This is a genomic window from Mucilaginibacter sp. P4_D1 (assembly GCF_056401935.1).
This window is the reverse complement of record NZ_JBFUIJ010000002.1, coordinates 341,903-355,712: the sequence shown is the minus strand read 5'-3', so window position 1 is coordinate 355,712 and position 13,810 is coordinate 341,903. Positions and strand designations below refer to the sequence as shown.

Genomic DNA, 13,810 nt, shown 5'->3' with positions numbered 1-13,810 from the left:
CAAATAATGTCGAGGTTTCACCTGTTGCAAAATAAAAGTTACAAAAGTATGTGTGTGATTAAATGTTATCTACACATATAATGTATAAACCTGTAATATACATTCCTGATGATAACCAAAGATGAGTTTGTGGTTTTGTACCAAAAGTACATGAACGGGCAATGCAGCCCCATGGAAAAGGAGCTGCTTGACGCCTACAGCGACGAAATGAAATTGCTGGACGACACCTGGGCCGATGATTTGGTTAATAAAAATGACGCCCGCGACCGGATTTGGCAAAAATTAAGCGATAGCCGCAAAGTGGTTGAAATGGCACCGCGCAAAAACACCCGCTACCGCTGGATGGCCGCTGCCGCTGTTTTACTGCTTACTCTGCTTGCCAGCTTATTTTACATGAAAAATGAAAAGCCAGAACACCACGCATCTGCGATGGTAACCAAAGGGAACCCCAAGCCAATAGTGCCGGGTGGCAACAAAGCCTATCTTACCCTGGCCAATGGCACCAATATTATTCTTGATGATGCTAAAAACGGTGAGATTACAGCAAAAACCGGCGTTAAAGTAAGCAAAACCGGTAACGGCATGCTGGTTTATCACTTTGAAAATAAGGCAGGCGAGACAGCTGTAAATGCAGCCCCAGAGTTTAACACCATAACCACGCCACGGGGCGGGCAATACAAAGTTGAACTGGTAGATGGCACCAAAGTGTGGTTAAATGCAGCATCGTCAATAAAGTTTCCGCAGGCTTTTACAGGTGCCGACAGGGAGGTTGAATTAACAGGCGAAGCTTATTTTGAGGTGGCAAAAAACAAGGCAAAGCCTTTCATAGTAAAAGCCAATGGCACACAGGTGCAGGTATTGGGTACCCACTTTAATGTAAATGCCTACAGCGATAATGCCAATATAACCACAACGCTGATAGAAGGATCGGTAAGAATGTCGAACGCCGGCTCGGCGGTTATGCTTTCACCCGGGCAACAAGGAACGACAACCGAAAAAGGAGCAGCCATTAAAGTTAGCCGGGCTGATACCGAAGAAAACCTGGCTTGGATAAAAGGCTTTTTTGTGTTTCATGACGAAAGCATAGTAAACATTATGAAGCAGGTAAGCCGCTGGTATGATGTGGATGTGGAGTACCGGGACGATGTACAACAGAACGAATTTGGAGGTACCATATCCCGGTACAAAAACATAACCGAACTTTTAAATAACATGCAATTAACCAGGACCATTCACTATAAAATTGAGGGAAGGAGGGTAATCATTATGAAGTAGTTGTATCTGCCAATAATGTTAACCTGTATATAATAACCAGGAGCGTTCGTACCGCCCCTGGTATTAAGCTGTGAAGCTGCCAGGTAAAAACCAATGATCATTTTTCTCATAACCAATTATTTAACCTAACATTCAAATGTATAAAATTTTCGCTGCAATTAGATGCAGGGAACTCCCCCGCGTCCAATCTAAATTATTTCTGATTATGAAATTGTCGGTCTTTTTATGTTTGATTTCTATACTGCAGGTTGGTGCCGCCACTACCTATGCACAAAAAATCAGCATGAACAAAAGCAATGCTTCGCTATCCGAAGCATTAAAGGAAATTCACAGGCAAACCGGCTTTAGCGTGCTGTACAATGCCAAAATGCTAAAAAAGGCAGTACCTGTAAATGTAAACCTGCAAAACGCCGACCTGGAAGATGCCTTAAAAAAATGTTTCCAGGACCAGCCATTTACTTACATAATCAATAATACCACTATTGTGGTAACACCAAAAACCGAAGAAAATAAACCCGTGGCAGCAATTACCATTACCGGCCAGGTTAAAGATAATAAGGGCCTGCCCTTACCCGGTGTTACCATTAAAATAAAGGGATCTGACGTTGGCACCCAAACCGGAATTGATGGTAATTACAACGTAAGCGTGCCCGATAGCAAAGCCGTATTGGTATTTAGTTTTATTGGTTTTGTTACCCAGGAAATTCCCGTTGGCAGCCAATCAAAAATTGATGTGGTATTAAAAGAACAAACATCGGCGCTTAATGAGGTTGTGGTTGTGGGCTATGGTACGCAAAAAAAGGTAAACCTGACCGGCGCGGTTTCGTCTGTTAGCGGCGAAACGCTGAACAAGCGCCCGGTTGTTAATCCTGCCTCTATGCTGGAAGGCCTGGCGCCTGGTGTGCAGATTAATACCGGCTCGGGCGAACCCGGTAACGAGAACGTATCTATCCGCATCCGCGGTAACGGAACATTCAGCGGCGCGGGCTCAGACCCGCTAATATTGATTGATGGTGTTCCGGGGAATTTCAGCGATCTTAACCCTACCGATATTGATAATGTATCCGTTCTTAAAGATGCGGCCTCTGCCTCCATATATGGTTCAAGGGCGGCAAATGGTGTAGTACTGGTTACTACAAAACAAGGGAAAGCCGGGCAACTGTCCGTTACCTATGACGGTAACGTGGGTATTTATAAACCCACTAAAATGTTTAAACTCATCACCAATTCGGCACAGTATATGGAGCTTTTTAATGAGGCCCATATCAACAGTGGAATTACCGATCCGGGCTCTCTTTATCCGCAGGATCAGATAGACCTGTACCGCAACAGCACAGACAAGCTGCATTATCCTAATACCGACTGGTTAAGCCTGATATTTAAAACGGCGCCTACCCAAAACCACAATGTTACCTTTAGCGGCGGTACCGATAAAACAACCTACAATGTGTCATTAGGTTATATCGACCAGAATGGTATCATGAAGGGTTTTAACTATAAAAGATACAATGCCCGCATAAACTTAACCTCCAGGGTTAACGATCATATAAAATTCGGGACAAACGTACTGTTAAAATCGGGTACAAGAGATGCTGTGGCAGGTAATCCTTCATCAGCCAGCCAATGGGATGGTTCTTCCATGGACCTTTTCCTTTCGGCCATGTCGCAAGCACCTACTTACGGGCCATATTTAACTGACGGCAGCGGACGCTATACCTATAAAGCCTATGATTTTGAATACAACAACAAAAACCCTGTTGCCGAACTGGACAAAAACTTTACACGTGTAACAAATGATTATGCAGTAAATGCCCAGGGATGGTTCGAAGTACAATTTAACAAAGACTTTTCCTGGTACACCAAAGGTTCTGTAAACATGAATATGGATAAGTACAAGGACTATAAATCGACCATAGACGAGTACAATTTTAAAACCAACCAATTACAAACATCGCTGGATCTGGGGCGTGGCTTAACCGATCAGGATGAGCAAACCGTATACACAAACCTTTATAGCTACTTAAACTATAATCATGATTTTCATGGTCATAACATTAAGGCACAATTTGGCTACAGCATTGAGCAAAGCAAGTATCAATATTTGCAAGGTTACCGGAAAAACTTCTCGAGCGATCAGCTTCAGGAAGTAAACGCGGGCGGCGCGGATATACAAAGCGCCTACGGTACATCAAATCAATGGGCTTTAATGTCATATTTCGGCCGTTTGAATTATGATTATAAAGGTCGGTATTTATTAGAGGCTAATATTCGCGATGATGGCAGTTCAAGATTTCCCGATGCCAATAAATGGGCCATATTTCCATCATTTTCTGCCGGCTGGCGCGCTACAGAAGAGCCGTTTGTAAAAGCGCTAAATTTAACCTGGCTGGATAACTTTAAATTAAGAGGGTCGTGGGGCCAGCTGGGCAATCAAAACATTGGTAACTATCCTTTTCAGGCACTGCTTAATTTAACCGGAGCCTACTCTTTTGATAGCTCAACTTTAACAACCGGTGTAGCCCAACAGGCATTAAATAACCCATCTATTAAATGGGAAACAACCACCATGACAGATGTGGGTTTGGATGTAACTATTTTCAGGAATTTCAACTTAACAGCCGATTGGTACAATAAAACGACATCTAACATTTTAAGGTACTCTCAGGTAACGGGTGTTGTGGGCTTAAGTCCGCCAATAATTAACGATGGTATTGTTAACAACCGTGGTGTAGAGCTTGGCATTGCTTATAATAACGTGATACGCGATGGTGCTTTAAACGGCTTTGCATACAACGTAGGCGTTAATCTTGATCATAACACCAATAAGCTGGTGCAATTTGGCCAAACAGAAATTGGCGGTTACACCATTAACCAAAACGGCCAGCCCTGGAATTCATTTTATATGCTGCAGGTGGTGGGTATATTTCAAACAGCGGCAGAAGTTGCCAGCTCGCCCAAACAGTATAATGATAACACCTTACCCGGCGACTTAAAATATAAAGATGTAAATGGCGACGGCAAAATTGACCAGAATGACCGCACCATCATAGGCGGTGTTTACCCTAAATTAAATTATTCGTTTAACTTATCGGCCAGCTTTAAAGGCTTTGACCTGACGGCTATGATGCAGGGCGTTTATGGCGATAAATCATACGTATCTGGCTGGGGAACCTTGCCTTTTGTACAAGGTACTGCCCCAACAACAGATTGGATAAACCGCTGGACCCCCGCAAATCCTTCAACCACTATGCCGCGGATATATTGGGGACAAGGTGCGCCGGATAAAATTACCCGCCCATCAACTTTCTTTTTACAGGATGCATCGTACTTAAGGCTTAAAAATTTAGTGTTTGGCTATACACTCCCGGCTAAGATGACCAAAAGTATAGGCATCAACAGGGTAAGACTTTACTTTGCCGGCGACAATTTATTTACCATAACCAAATTCAAAGGTCTTGATCCTGAACGTTATGGCAGCGGCGACTTAGTACAGTACCCGCAAAATAAAATATACTCTTTTGGTGTAAATGTCACTTTTTAATTAGCCCCACATGAAAAATCGTATTATAATAACAACCATATTAATAACATCCCTGTTTTTAGGAGCATGTAAAAAAACGCTGGAGTTAAATCCTTTGGATCAGATAGCCACCGCCACATTTTATAAATCTAAAGGCGATTTTGACCAGGCCCTTGCCGCGGTTTACGCCGCGCTGCAACCAGAAGAGTTTGCCGTTGGCATGGGTTTCAGAGATTGCTTTACCGATAATGGCTATAACCAGTTTAATTCGGGGAGCTCAAAGGATTTTGTTCAGGGGAACTTTAATCCCACTACAGGGGGCTATGAAACAGCCATCTATAACGATAGTTATACGGGTATTGCCAGGGTAAATTTGTTCCTGCAAAATTTGGGCAACTACAACGGCTCTGATATCTCTGACGCCCAGCGAAAAGTGTATGAAGGCGAGGTAAGGTTTATCAGGGCGTTTTTCTATTTTCAATTATATAGTATTTATGGTGATGTGCCCTTGGTTTTACAGCCACTTGATCTGTCTACCCAAAAACAGCCCAAAGTACCTGCCCCCCAGGTGCTGACCCAGATAACAACCGATCTGGACTATAGTATTGCCAATTTAAGCACCAGTGCGTATTATGCCAATGGAGGGCACGCGGCTGCTTCATCGGCAAAGGCGTTAAAAGCACGGGTACTGTTATTTGCTGCTTATGGCAAAACCGGAACGCCAGATCCTGCGGTTTTAACCCAGGTAAGGGATATTTGCCTTGATTTGATGGGACAATATAAACTGAGCACAAATTTTGAAGATGTATTCAGAGACGCCACACAAAAAAACAATACCGAGATTATTTTCTCTGTTAATTTTTTGTCGCCTAATAATACTGCTCCCTGGGATTTGTATTACGGAGACTACGATGCCTGCGCCCCGCTGCAAAACATGGTTGACGCTTTTGAATGTACCGATGGTTTGCCATATGGCACATCGCCGCTTACCGATACAAAAAACCAGTTCAATAACCGCGACCCAAGGCTACGTAAAACGGTATATGCCGATTCTGTTTATTTTGGACCAGGGAAAGTGTACCATCCTTCAAATCAGCGCCCGACCGGTTATGGTACCATTAAGTTTTTGGAACCTAATAATATGCCGTATGGTTTTTCTACCCTTAGCCAGCAGGATGCTGTTATACTGCGCTTAGCCGAAGTAATGCTGATGTATGCCGAGGCGCAGAACGAAGTAGTAGGCCCCGATGCAAGTGTTTATAAAGCAATGGCCGATTTGAGGGGGCGTGTAGGGATGCCTCCGTATCCGGCCGGGTACACCCAGGCGCAAATGCGGGAAAGGATAAGACATGAGCGGAGAATTGAGCTTGCGTTTGAAGGCCTTCGTCATTACGATTTGTTGAGGTGGCATATTGCAGGCGATGTTTTAAATAATGTTAAAACATCCCTGATTATTTATCACTTTGAAGATAAGTTTTACAAATGGCCGCTGCCGCAAACAGAAATTGATAAAAGTGGCGGCGTATTGGTCCAAAACCCTGATTATAAATAGTCAGCTTTAATTTTTTTATTTTAGATGATTGCAAAGCGGCGGGTAAGTTTCCTGCCGCTTTGTTTTTGTCAACTCCTCTATTATTTCCCCGGGGTACGACTCACTTTAAACTACAAATGTTGCGGGCTATTATTTTCAATTGTAAAAAGGTAATAGCATTAGAAACATATACACAACCATAATGTTAAAGTATTTAAAGAAATGAGTAATTTGTGATCGCCAAACAAACTAAACAACCTGGTTATGAATTCACGCCGCGACTTTTTACAAAAAATTGGGCTATCGGCCCTGGCTTTGCACCTTGCACCCATTTCGGGATGGGCAAATGGTGCAGATCATCATAACGAAGCCTATGACGGGCCGGTACTGCGCGTGGCCATTATGGGCCTTGGCAGTTACGGAACCCGCGTTGCTGAAGCCATGCAAGCATGTACCAAGGCCAAACTGGTTGGTGTAATTAGCGGCACGCCATCAAAAGTTAAAGAGTGGCAAAGTAAGTATGGGATACCCGAAAAGAACTGTTACAATTACGAAAACTTTGATAACATAAAAAGCAACCCCGATATAGATGCTGTTTATGTAATAACACCAAATGGATTGCATCATGACCAGGTAATACGTGTGGCCAAAGCCGGTAAGCATGCTATTTGCGAAAAGCCAATGGCCGTTAATGCCCGCGAAGGGCAGGAGATGGTTGATGCCTGTAAAAAAGCAAACGTGAAATTACTTGTAGGCTACCGGATGCATTTTGAGCCCAAAACACTGGAGGTTATCAGGATGAGAAAAGCCGGTGAGTTTGGAAAAATTCTTTTCTTCCAGGGGCTATGCGGATTTACCATAGGCGACCCTACGCAATGGCGGTTAAACAAACAACTATCAGGCGGGGGATCTATAATGGACATTGGTATTTATGCCATCAATGGTTCGCGGTATATGACCGGCGAAGACCCGGTTTGGGTTACGGCGCAGGAAACTAAAACCGATCATGTAAAATTTAAGGAGGGCGTTGATGAAACTATTCAATTTCAGCTTGGTTTCCCAAGTGGGGCTGTTGCGTCCTGCTTATCAACCTACTCCATGAACAACCTCGACCGTTTTTTCCTGAACGGAGAAAAGGGATTTGCCGAGTTATTGCCATCTACCGGTTACGGGCCTATTATGGGGCATACCCATAAAGGCGAACTGACCCAGCCCGTTACCGTTCATCAAACAGTGCAGATGGACCAAATGGCTGGCATTATTTTCGAAAACAAACAACCCGTTGTACCAATAGACGGCGAAGAAGCGGTAAAAGACCTGAAGATAATTGACGCGATTTACCTGGCGGCTACAACAGGAACAAAAGTTAATATTAAGCTTTAACGCGTTGCTCATAAATATCATGCTTGTATTTTAAAGGGCTTCGGCTTTATTTCAAAGGGCTCCCGTGAACCCCGATCTATAAATAACGATAGCCGGGCAACACAGCAGGCGGGAATTTATTTACCCAATAGTTAAACTTTATCCCGGTATCCACACATTCCATCAACAAATTCAGCTTAAAAACGGGCATATTTAAATTGGTTCGCTTTTTGAATTTAAGGTCAACATGTATGATTTTAACCTTGCTTGTGTAATTGATGACGACAGTATTGCCCGCCTGATGTCGGAGATTATGATCTTCAATTATAAGATAGCAAAAAAAACCGTCACCTTCGAAAACGGGAAAGCAGCGCTCGACTACTTTAAGTTGTTTAAAGATAAACCCGATATGTTACCCGAGCTTATCTTGCTGGATATTAATATGCCTATACTTAATGGATGGGGATTTATTGAACGTTTTGCCCGGCTGGCACCGGATCTGTCCAGGAAAGTTGTAATTTATTTAGTGAGCGCATCTATAGACCCACATGATCACCAGCGGGCAACCGATCTTGAATTGGTTTCGGGGTTTATTATTAAACCGGTTAACAAAACAGCGTTAGAACAGGTTGTTAAAGCGGCAATGGCCGATAAGTTGCCCGTTTACATCAGCAAATAATACTTTACAACAGGTACATGAGGCCGGGTTGTAGCCGGTTTGTATGTTTATGTTTTCACATCTCTTCCAATTCCAGGGTTTTTAGCTGAATGCGCAGTTTTTATTCGGCTGGACTATTATTCCCGGCAATCACCTTAAAACGTAAGGCGCCTGGCCACGACGCGGCTGAAAGTTCTGGCGTCGAATAAATGGTGGTATCCGTAGAAGATAAAAGTAACCTGGTCTAAAATATTATTAGGACCGGTTTGTAATAGACAGCTTTGGTCAATAAAAAAGCAATGTCATGAAAAAACAAACCAATGCCTTAAAAAAAGGCTTTTTATTAATCGCGTTGGCCTTTGGTACAATGCCGGCCTTTTCACAATCCAAGCTACTTGTGGGTACATGGCGCCTGACCGCGGCCGACAAGATACTTGCTGACGGTACCCGGCAGTCCGACTATGGCCCCAATCCCCACGGCATCGCCATTTTTACTGCCGACGGGCATTATGTGGTAGAAATATTTAGGTCGGACCGGACTAAATTCGCCTCGGGCGACCGGGCGAAAGGTACTCCGGAAGAGTACCAGGCGGCCCTTCTAAGTGCCAGCTGCCATTTTGGAACTTACTCCGTCGACCCGGTGAAAAGCACCATCACTTTCCATACCGACCGGGCTTCTTTCCCCAACTGGGACGAAACAACCCGCGTAAGCAGCTTTTCCCTTGAAGGCGATAAGCTAACCTGGCATGTGCCGCCCCGTCCCGATGGCGTTATCCCGGTATCCGTTTTCAACCGGGTGCCATAACGGGCGGGCAAGCTGCGCAATACTTATTGTGGTGCAATTTCAATCAGCATAATGATGGCGTTATTTGATAGCGCTTCCATCCCAGCCTGTTCCAAATCCCATAAAACCAGCCCGTCCCTGGCGTGCATCAGGCGGTACTGAACTTCAAACGCACCCTCAATAACGTAGGCAAACAGGGCGTTTCCCGGTTTGCTTACGCGGAGAGTGGTTTCGGCGCGGCCATCAAACTGGCCCATGTAACCAATGGTGTTTCCAAGCCTGAAAATTTCGGTCAGTTGGCTCCGGTTTGCAGGTAAATCGAAACTGAAATCCTGGTTTGCCGGGGTTTTTATTTTGATCCAGAGTTGCAAAAAATTAACCAGGTCTGTTTCTTTTTTGTACGGATTATTAACCTGGAACCCCGAACCGGGCGGAAGTGCCAATAGCTGTACCATTCCAGGTTCTATCAAGGAGTGGTCGCCGTTATGGTCCCGGCACCCTATGGCGCCAATAACCGGGATGAGCAAAACGGCCGTGTGTTCTTTTACACTCATCCTGATGCTTTCTTCTGCGGCTAGCGTATCGTCATTTAAAACATATAAGTTGCTGAACGGCTGCTTATGGCCGTTATAATAATTGCCGAAATTGAAAGTGTGATAACTGCGGTACCAATCATGCTGGGTTAGTCCGCGTTCGTCTGATAAAAACATCTTGCCTTTGGATTGCGGGATCATATGGCTTTGGTGCTAAGTTAAATGGCTGATTAAGAAATAGGTTTTTGCAGGTGTTGGTAAATAGCCGCCGGGGCGATTGCACGAATCATGCAATCGCCTTTTTTAGGGCTTACAAACAGGTAGTCGGTTTTAATATTTACCGGTAATCAGGCGGCAACGCCTATGCTTATGGTAAGCACGTAGCCGGCCGAAACGCTGCCCGTAACGGTTGATAACTCGGTGGCAAGCGAATCGCTGAAAACCATATCCGCAGTGTTTGCCGTATCCTGAACCCCGCGTGCCTTGTAGTCAGTTGCGGTGGTATAAACGGTATTGCAAACATCTGTAGGGAAAGCAATCTGCGTGATAAGCAACGACGTGCCCGACGAGTTATATACGTGCACGTGGATGTGCGGAGCCCGCGGAGAGTACCAGCCCGGAAAAATACTGGTAAACGTAACCAGGCCATTACTATCGGTGGTTTGCCGTCCGCGCAAAAAATGCGACGATGTATAATCAATAGTGGCATAGCCGCCGCCGGGGGTATCGGTATATTCAGAGTAGTAGCCCAGCGAGGTACAATGCCATATGTCTACCAGGGCACCCGTTAATGCCGCGCAACTACTGTTGGTATTGGTAAACGTGAGTTTAATAGTTAACGGTACCCCCGACTGCCCATCAACAATATTGCTCCTGACGTAACTTGATGGCGTAATGGTAGGGTAGGGCCCGGCAGTTTCTGAAGCCCCGGTAGTACAGGTCCCGCTTGTGGTTGTGGTAGTGGTTGTTGTGCTGGTTGTTGAAGTGCTTGTGCTTTCCTTTTTGCACGAATTGGCAAGGGACGCAATAGCGGCAAAGCCTAATGCCGCAAGCCCGCTGGTTAAAAAAGTTTTTCTTTCCATGATATGGTAATTGTTTGAGCGTGATTATTAGCTGAAAGTATCCATATACAAGCTTCCGGGCTAAAATGTATCGCCCAATTGTAGATATCTGTCGATGAAGCGTTGAAAACAGGGAGAGGGCATAGCGTGGCCGTAAAAAATTAGCTTAATGCCCCGAAAAAATTAGGAGAAAAGACCGCGGGGACAACTATAGCAATGGCCACAATTTTGACAAAGGCGAAGGACGATACGAAGTTTTAAACCTTCGTATCGTTGCGGTGTTTATAACTTAAACAGGCTCACAAACTATCGAACGCCTCACTTTACCCTGTGTGGCGAATTAAGTATAGTTGCAATTGGTATATCAATTAATATACTGACATTAAAGACGTTTCTGGGGTCAATCACTTTAAAAGTATTATCGCTTGCCGAAAAGAATAATTTAGGTGTCCGCCTCCAGCCAAATCCAACTGCTATCGGCCATTTGGGTATATCATAAAATAATTGTGCCGATGGCGATATAATGCTTTCCAGCCGTACATCCTGCTTAAGCTTACTGGTGCTATCCGCTTTTAAATTATAGGATGCCAGGCTGCCCACATCAATTACCGAAGCGAAAAGAGTGAAGGCGCCGCTATTACCTTTACATAGGCCTAAAGTGGCCGAAAAGCCAATCGGCGCATAAATGCCATTTGCAAAAAGATACTTAGATTGCAGGCTCACCTTGTCGTAATCAAACGCGTACCCAATATAACCATTCAATGATATATTGAACGCCGATTTTTGCTTGATGGAGTAACTGCCTACGGGTAAAGCTGCAGCTTCAATGGCATTTTCAACCTCATCGCTTGTTTTAGCAGTGGCCACGGCAGCCATAAAGCTGGTGTATTTTATAAACTGGTTTTGTTTGGTTTTGTCAATCCCGCCCGAGTCAATAGCGGTTGCCGCAACTGCTTTGCCTTTAACAGTTATTGCTGCAGTTTTGTTGGCCCATATCTGCTGTAATGAATCGGTTGTTGTTTTAAGGGCAGCTATCTTATCGGCTTTTCCATCCCCCTTTTTTGCCGGCGCCTGCGGCGTTTTTACAAGCGCTTCCGATACAGGTACAGTTGCATTTCTTACTGTGCCTGCGGTGGCGCCATCTCTGTTTGCTGATCCATTGACGTCACTACCATTACCGCCTGCTGCTAACGGGGCAGCAACCTTCGTTTTACTTTTAGTTGCATCTGTGGCCGGAAACTTCGCCATTATTTCGTTGTAAATAAACACAGCGTTGTTAATGGCCGACGAATAGTTTTTACGGCTTATATCAACAGTCATATCTGCTATATAGTTTGATATATCAAAGTAGGGCTTAAAGCGCTCGTTGAATTTTTGGTTACCAAAGGCCATATAAATTGCCATCGGTTGCCCATTAACCCGGGGCAAAGGTAAATTTCCCACTTCGCCCGCTTGTTGCAGCAGGCCAACTGTTGCTTTGAAGTAAGCCGCGTATCTTTCTACCGATGCCGAATCGGGCTGGTTTTTATCAGCCTTTATCATTTTGTTTAACTGATCGGCCCGGATACCAAAGTCTGTAATAAACTGCTTATAGGTATTATAAGTTTCTTTTTCCTCATTCATTTTAAGCGCAACCAGCTTTAAAACGCTCACTAACGAATGTCCGTTATCGTCATAAGCTATACCATTGTACGGGCTATTCATGGCCTTTTGGTACAGCAGGGCCATAAAAATTTTAAATGTTTCCTCGTCCTGTGTCAACTTCCTAATTTTTGCGATACCAACCCAATATGGTGCATCATCGCCCGATGCTGTATCGCGCAGCGCGCCATTTAATAATTGTAATGTTTGAATTGAACCTTTGAAATAGTGCTTGGTGGAGTCTTTTGAAAACCCATCAAACTTATTAAGTATATCATCCGGGATATTTGCCAGTATGTCGCCAGGGTGGGCTTCTAATTGTACCTGGGCCGCAAGATAACAGGCGCCTAATAATTCGGCCTCCAGTTTCTTATGCTTTTTAAAATAGCCAGGGTGATTATCAACAATACCCGGGAGGCTTTTAGGCAGCGAATTGATATCCTTTTTAAAAGCCTCCCTTAGGTTTTGCAGGTAAGCGCTGTAATTATAAATATCCTTATCGATAGCCTGGAGTAGTGGATACGTAGTTGGAAATAATGTTTGCAGATCGGGATAGCCATCAATAGCTTTTTTAAACTTTTCAAAAAAGCTTAAGCTTAGCTCCTGCTTACCTCTTTTTATCAGGAATTTAGATATACCGTCTGCGATGGTGGTTACACCCAGGCCACCTATGGAAGCGCCAACGCTTGATACAAGGCTTTCCCCACCCTGCGCTGTCGCCCCCTTTGTAGGATTAACTGCATTTGCTAACTTGTTTAACGAATCTTTTTTCCTCAAAGAGGTCTCTACCGCTATCAAACGATTTTGAACCCCTTTTGCTTCCATTAAAAAAGGGTTGGTTTTAATCATTTTTATAACGGTATCGTGCGGAACCGTTTCGCTACCAGCCAAATCATAGCCCTGTATATAAGTTTTCAAGATCGAATCTATGAGAGAGTCACGTGTTGTTACGGTGTTTTTAAGAGCAAACACATCATAGTAAGTAAAACCAAGTTGATACACCGGGGCAACTTTAGTGCCATCAGTTTTTTTGAGTGGAGATACTGGATTTGGGGGGAGAATAGCTTGGCTGGTACCTGCAACGGTAGTAACAGGCCTTGCGCTATTTACAACTTTGAGATTTATGGTTTTTTTAATTGGGGTACCATCAACGGACATTTTAAAAACGCCGGCTAGGTTTAGTCCTTTATATTTTAGTGAGTTATCTATTTTAAAAGAATCACGTTCAAAATCAATATTTTTTAATGTATCCTTTTTTCCGCCCGCTTCTAAAATAACTTCAAAAGGTTTGTCTTCCGTATTTTTTATTTGAAATTCAAGATAATTTCCTTTTGTCATCGAAATATTTATATAGTCGGAACTTGAAGGGGGATCATTACCAATCGCAACACTTTTATTTTTTATATCAATTGTAATTTTCGTTTGTGCAAATAAATACTGAGCAA

Annotated in this window: 9 protein-coding genes; 6 read left to right on the top strand and 3 right to left on the bottom strand. The window is 43.9% G+C overall.

The annotated features are described in order from the left end of the window. Nucleotides 1–108: 108 nt before the first annotated feature. The 6 genes from AC1DV1_RS03365 to AC1DV1_RS03340 all read left to right on the top strand — a co-directional run bounded on the left by AC1DV1_RS03365 (nt 109) and on the right by AC1DV1_RS03340 (nt 9,151). Nucleotides 109–1,275 carry a FecR family protein gene (locus tag AC1DV1_RS03365; protein WP_477355225.1) on the top strand — a complete coding sequence of 389 codons (1,167 nt, stop codon included), beginning with the start codon at nt 109–111 and terminating at the stop codon, nt 1,273–1,275. Between the two features lie 205 nt (nt 1,276–1,480). Next, nucleotides 1,481–4,816 carry a TonB-dependent receptor gene (locus AC1DV1_RS03360; RefSeq protein WP_477355222.1) on the top strand — a complete coding sequence of 1,112 codons (3,336 nt, stop codon included), beginning with the start codon at nt 1,481–1,483 and terminating at the stop codon, nt 4,814–4,816. A 10-nt stretch (nt 4,817–4,826) separates the two neighbouring features. Continuing rightward, nucleotides 4,827–6,347: a RagB/SusD family nutrient uptake outer membrane protein gene (locus AC1DV1_RS03355; RefSeq protein WP_477355219.1), complete on the top strand. Its 1,521-nt coding sequence runs from the start codon at nt 4,827–4,829 to the stop codon at nt 6,345–6,347. Nucleotides 6,348–6,590: 243 nt separating this feature from the next. Further along, the gene (locus AC1DV1_RS03350) at nt 6,591–7,709 is read left to right on the top strand and encodes a Gfo/Idh/MocA family protein (protein WP_477355216.1); all 1,119 of its coding nucleotides are present in this window, start codon (nt 6,591–6,593) and stop codon (nt 7,707–7,709) included. Between the two features lie 226 nt (nt 7,710–7,935). Further along, complete coding sequence (locus AC1DV1_RS03345) at nt 7,936–8,367, top strand: response regulator (RefSeq protein WP_477355213.1); 432 nt, start codon at nt 7,936–7,938, stop codon at nt 8,365–8,367. Between the two features lie 283 nt (nt 8,368–8,650). Further along, on the top strand, nt 8,651–9,151 hold the full coding sequence (locus tag AC1DV1_RS03340; RefSeq protein ID WP_477355211.1) for a lipocalin-like domain-containing protein: 501 nt from the start codon (nt 8,651–8,653) through the stop codon (nt 9,149–9,151). 23 nt (nt 9,152–9,174) lie between these two features. Here the strand turns inward: AC1DV1_RS03340 and AC1DV1_RS03335 are convergent, their stop codons facing one another. From AC1DV1_RS03335 to AC1DV1_RS03325, 3 genes are all read right to left on the bottom strand, one after another. Further along, nucleotides 9,175–9,864: a pirin family protein gene (locus AC1DV1_RS03335; RefSeq protein WP_477355208.1), complete on the bottom strand. Its 690-nt coding sequence runs from the start codon at nt 9,862–9,864 to the stop codon at nt 9,175–9,177. A 146-nt stretch (nt 9,865–10,010) separates the two neighbouring features. Then, entirely contained in the window at nt 10,011–10,745 is a 735-nt protein-coding gene (locus AC1DV1_RS03330; RefSeq protein ID WP_477355205.1) for a dioxygenase family protein, read from the bottom strand. A gap of 297 nt (nt 10,746–11,042) precedes the next feature. Then, nucleotides 11,043–13,703 (bottom strand): hypothetical protein, encoded by a 2,661-nt coding sequence (locus tag AC1DV1_RS03325; RefSeq protein ID WP_477355202.1) that lies wholly within the window; start codon nt 13,701–13,703, stop codon nt 11,043–11,045. Nucleotides 13,704–13,810: the final 107 nt, after the last annotated feature.

Coding starts and splice junctions, on each gene's coding strand:
- AC1DV1_RS03340 (WP_477355211.1), top strand. CDS start 8,651: ATGAAAAAACAAACCAATGCCTTAAAAAAAGGCTTTTTATTAATCGCG.
- AC1DV1_RS03360 (WP_477355222.1), top strand. CDS start 1,481: ATGAAATTGTCGGTCTTTTTATGTTTGATTTCTATACTGCAGGTTGGT.
- AC1DV1_RS03335 (WP_477355208.1), bottom strand. CDS start 9,864: ATGATCCCGCAATCCAAAGGCAAGATGTTTTTATCAGACGAACGCGGA.
- AC1DV1_RS03350 (WP_477355216.1), top strand. CDS start 6,591: ATGAATTCACGCCGCGACTTTTTACAAAAAATTGGGCTATCGGCCCTG.
- AC1DV1_RS03355 (WP_477355219.1), top strand. CDS start 4,827: ATGAAAAATCGTATTATAATAACAACCATATTAATAACATCCCTGTTT.
- AC1DV1_RS03345 (WP_477355213.1), top strand. CDS start 7,936: ATGTATGATTTTAACCTTGCTTGTGTAATTGATGACGACAGTATTGCC.
- AC1DV1_RS03365 (WP_477355225.1), top strand. CDS start 109: ATGATAACCAAAGATGAGTTTGTGGTTTTGTACCAAAAGTACATGAAC.
- AC1DV1_RS03325 (WP_477355202.1), bottom strand. CDS start 13,703: ATGACAAAAGGAAATTATCTTGAATTTCAAATAAAAAATACGGAAGAC.
- AC1DV1_RS03330 (WP_477355205.1), bottom strand. CDS start 10,745: ATGGAAAGAAAAACTTTTTTAACCAGCGGGCTTGCGGCATTAGGCTTT.